This window comes from Castellaniella sp., from assembly GCF_034007085.1.
GTDB lineage: Bacteria > Pseudomonadota > Gammaproteobacteria > Burkholderiales > Burkholderiaceae_B > Castellaniella.
The window spans coordinates 1-3,311 of the sequence record NZ_JAVERO010000187.1 but is presented as its reverse complement, the minus strand read 5'-3'; the positions used below and the strand labels follow the sequence as shown (position 1 = coordinate 3,311).

The window sequence follows — 3,311 nt, the reverse complement described above, 5'->3', positions numbered from 1 at the left end:
GGCCTGAAGGGGCTGGACTACCGGATCGTCCCCGTACATTTGCTGCGCCATGGTGGTGAGCAGCGAGGCGATGACTACCTGCGCCGCAATCCAGAAGGTCTGGTGCCGGCGTTGGACGAGGGGGGGCGGGTCCTGACGCAGTCCCTGGCGATCATGGAATACCTGGACGAAACGCATGGTCCCGCGACCCTGTTGCCGACGGATGCGCTGGGCCGCGCCCGGGTGCGGGCCCTGGCGCTGCACATCGCCTGTGACATTCATCCGCTGAACAATCTGCGTGTCCTGCGCTGGCTGGCGCGCGAACTGAAGGTCGAGCAGCCCGCCCGCGACGATTGGTATCGGCATTGGGTGGAACTGGGTTTCCGGTCGCTGGAAGCCCAGCTGCAATCGCCCGAGACGGGGCGTTGCTGTCATGGCGATGAGCCTGGTCTGGCCGATTGCTGCCTGATCCCCCAGGTCTACAATGCGCGTCGCTATGATGTGGACCTGTCGGTCTTTCCGACGATCGAGCGGATTGCGGCGCATTGTGAATCGCTGCCGGCCTTTCAGGCTGCGCATCCGGACGTGCAGCCGGATGCTGAATGACGAGGCGCCGTCTGGGAGCGCCAGCCACCGTTTGAGCGGTTCGCCCTGCCTGAGGCGGACCACTGGATTTTTCAGGAAACCATCATGAGCACGATACCCACCTTGGAATACCAGAGCGGATTCGGCAATGAGTTCGCCACCGAGGCCCTGCCCGGCGCGCTGCCGGTGGGGCGTAATTCCCCCCAGCGGGCACCCTACGGGCTGTATGCCGAACAACTGTCGGGCACCGCGTTCACGGCGCCGCGCCATGCCAACCGGCGATCCTGGCTGTACCGGATCCGGCCTGCGGCCACCCATGGACCGTTCGAGCCGTCTGCGGCGGGCGCGCGCTGGCTGAGCCATTATGACGAGGTCCCGACCCCCCCGGGCCCGATGCGCTGGGACCCCCTGCCGTTGCCCGGCAACGATGACGCCACGGATTTCGTGGACGGCATGCTGACCATGGGGGGCAATGCCGGCTGCGGCATCCACCTGTACGCCGCCAACCGTTCGATGCAGGATCGCTATTTCTACAATGCCGATGGCGAACTGCTGATCGTGCCGCAGCAGGGCCGACTGGAGCTGGCGACCGAATTGGGCGTGCTGCGGGTCGAGCCCCAGGAAATTGCCGTGATACCGCGGGGTGTGCGCTTTCAGGTGCGGCTGCCCGACGGCGTTGCGCGCGGCTACGTGTGCGAGAACCCTGGCGCACCGTTGCGCCTGCCGGACCTGGGCGTGATCGGCTCGAACGGCCTGGCCAATCCGCGTGATTTCCTGGCGCCCGTGGCCGCCTACGAAGACATCGAGGGTGATTTCGAATTGCTGGCGAAATTCCAGGGGCGTTTCTGGAGCGCCCGCATGGATCATTCACCCCTGGATGTGGTGGCCTGGCACGGCAACGATACGCCGTACAAATACGATCTGCGACGCTTCAATGCGATCGGTTCGATCACGTATGACCACCCGGACCCGTCGATTTTCCTGGTACTGCACGCGCCCAGTGCCGTGCCGGGCGTGGACACCATTGATTTCGTCGTCTTCGCGCCGCGTATTCTGGCGATGCAGGATACGTTCCGGCCGCCCTGGTTCCACCGCAACCTGGCAGGCGAATTCATGGGGCTGGTGCATGGCCGTTACGACGCCAAGGCGGAAGGCTTCCAGCCTGGGGGGGCTTCGCTGCACAACACCATGACCGGCCACGGCCCGGATGCCGAGACCTTTGCCAAGGCCAGCGCCGCCGACACGTCCCGGCCCGACTATATCGCTGACACCCTGGCCTTCATGTTCGAGACGCCGGTGGCGATCCAGGCCACGCGCCAGGCCCTGGAATCGCCGCAACGGCAGCGGGAATACTACCGTTGCTGGCAGGGGCTGAAGAAGCACTTCGATCCGGCGAGGCTATAAAAAACCCCTGCGCCCCGCAGTGACGCGGGGAGCCGGTCGGAGGGGTGTAGCGTACCCGTACCCGTACCCAGGGGCCGTCAGGTGCGGGCCGGCAGCATGCGGCGCAAGGTATCGTCACGGCTGATGTAATGGTGCCTGAGTGCGGCCAGGGCGTGCAGACCGATCAGGGCGTAGCCGATGTTGGCAATCAGCTTGTGCGTATCGATGATGGTCTTGCCCAGGGCTTTGTCTTCGCCGGTCAGGGCCGGCAGCGCGATGCCCCAGACCTTGACTGTGCCGCCGACGGCATTGATGCCGAACCAGGCCAGCAGGGGCATTGCGATCAGGAACGCATACAGCGCCACGTGCATCAGCAGGGCGCTGGCGCGTTCCCAGGCGGCAGGTTCCGGGGTGATGGCGGGACGGCCCTGGGTCAGGCGCGTTGCCAGGCGGATCACGGTCAGTGCCAGGATGGTCAGGCCGCACGAAGAATGCAGCATTTTCATGAGGGCGTGTTCGGAGCTTTCCTTGGGAAACAGCCCCTTGAGTTCCATCGCGGCATAGACCACGACAATCAGAAGCAGGGTCAGCCAGTGCAGGCTGATGGACAGGCGGTTGTAGCGGGCAGGTGCTGGCATGGGATCGGGTCGATAAGAGAGTTTGCAACGGCGCCATGATCGCCTGCGTGGCATGAACCGGAGATGAACGCCGCCAACGCTCCTGCGCATCGGCGTGCTGTCGTGCGGCCTGGGCCGCACGGATTCAGGCGCGTGCCCATCCCCGGCGGATCGGCCAGGCGAAGACCAGGCGGTAGGCGGGTTCGATGCTGCGCCTCAGAAGAGGAATCAGCGTGCCGCGCAAGGGCAGGCTGATTCCTGCCGCCACCAGGCCCGTCAGCAAGGCGCCGGCCATGTCCAGCGGGAAATGCACGCCCATGTAGATACGTGCCCAGGCGATTGGCAGTGCAATCAGGGCCAGGACCCAGGCAGCCGTGCGCCGGGCTGGATGCAGGGCCAGGCCGGCGCAGACGGCCCAGGCGAAACTCAGGTGATTGCTGGGAAACGAAGCGGTCGGCGCGTGAGGCATGTACTGATGGCCCAGGCCGATGACAAAGGGGCGTGGATGGAACCAGGCCTTGGAAATCGCCCAGGACAGCAGCAAGGCGATAGCCGCGCTGGCGGTCGCTTGCAGCAGGGCCTCGCGTCCGGCGGTGTCTGCCCGCAGCCAGTTCAGTGCCAGATACAGTGGGAACAGGTAGATCAGGCCGTTGGCCAGGACGCGGCCCAGCATCAGGGCGATGGCCGATGGACTGCTGGCGTTGATCCACAGGAACAGAGTGTCGTTCAGGGCTTCCATGAACGACA

General features: G+C 65.3%; 4 protein-coding genes. 2 read left to right on the top strand and 2 right to left on the bottom strand.

From position 1 onward, the window contains the following. Nucleotides 1–3 precede the first annotated feature (3 nt). Both maiA and hmgA read left to right on the top strand, forming a co-directional pair. Entirely contained in the window at nt 4–585 is a 582-nt protein-coding gene (maiA, locus tag RBR29_RS11410) for a maleylacetoacetate isomerase (protein ID WP_320349385.1), read from the top strand. Nucleotides 586–669: 84 nt separating this feature from the next. After that, nucleotides 670–1,968: a homogentisate 1,2-dioxygenase gene (gene hmgA / locus RBR29_RS11405; RefSeq protein ID WP_320349384.1), complete on the top strand. Its 1,299-nt coding sequence runs from the start codon at nt 670–672 to the stop codon at nt 1,966–1,968. 77 nt (nt 1,969–2,045) lie between these two features. On the opposite strand, the gene RBR29_RS11400 is transcribed toward hmgA, so the two are convergent. Together RBR29_RS11400 and RBR29_RS11395 are read right to left on the bottom strand one after the other, a co-directional pair. Beyond that, nucleotides 2,046–2,585: a cytochrome b gene (locus tag RBR29_RS11400; RefSeq protein ID WP_320349382.1), complete on the bottom strand. Its 540-nt coding sequence runs from the start codon at nt 2,583–2,585 to the stop codon at nt 2,046–2,048. Nucleotides 2,586–2,709: 124 nt separating this feature from the next. Next, the coding region (locus tag RBR29_RS11395) for a phosphatase PAP2 family protein (protein ID WP_320349380.1) at nt 2,710–3,311 on the bottom strand (602 nt) is incomplete at its 5' end.

Bases quoted from the DNA above. Each gene is read 5' to 3' on its own strand.
- RBR29_RS11400 (WP_320349382.1), bottom strand. From the start codon at position 2,585: ATGCCAGCACCTGCCCGCTACAACCGCCTGTCCATCAGCCTGCACTGG.
- hmgA (WP_320349384.1), top strand. From the start codon at position 670: ATGAGCACGATACCCACCTTGGAATACCAGAGCGGATTCGGCAATGAG.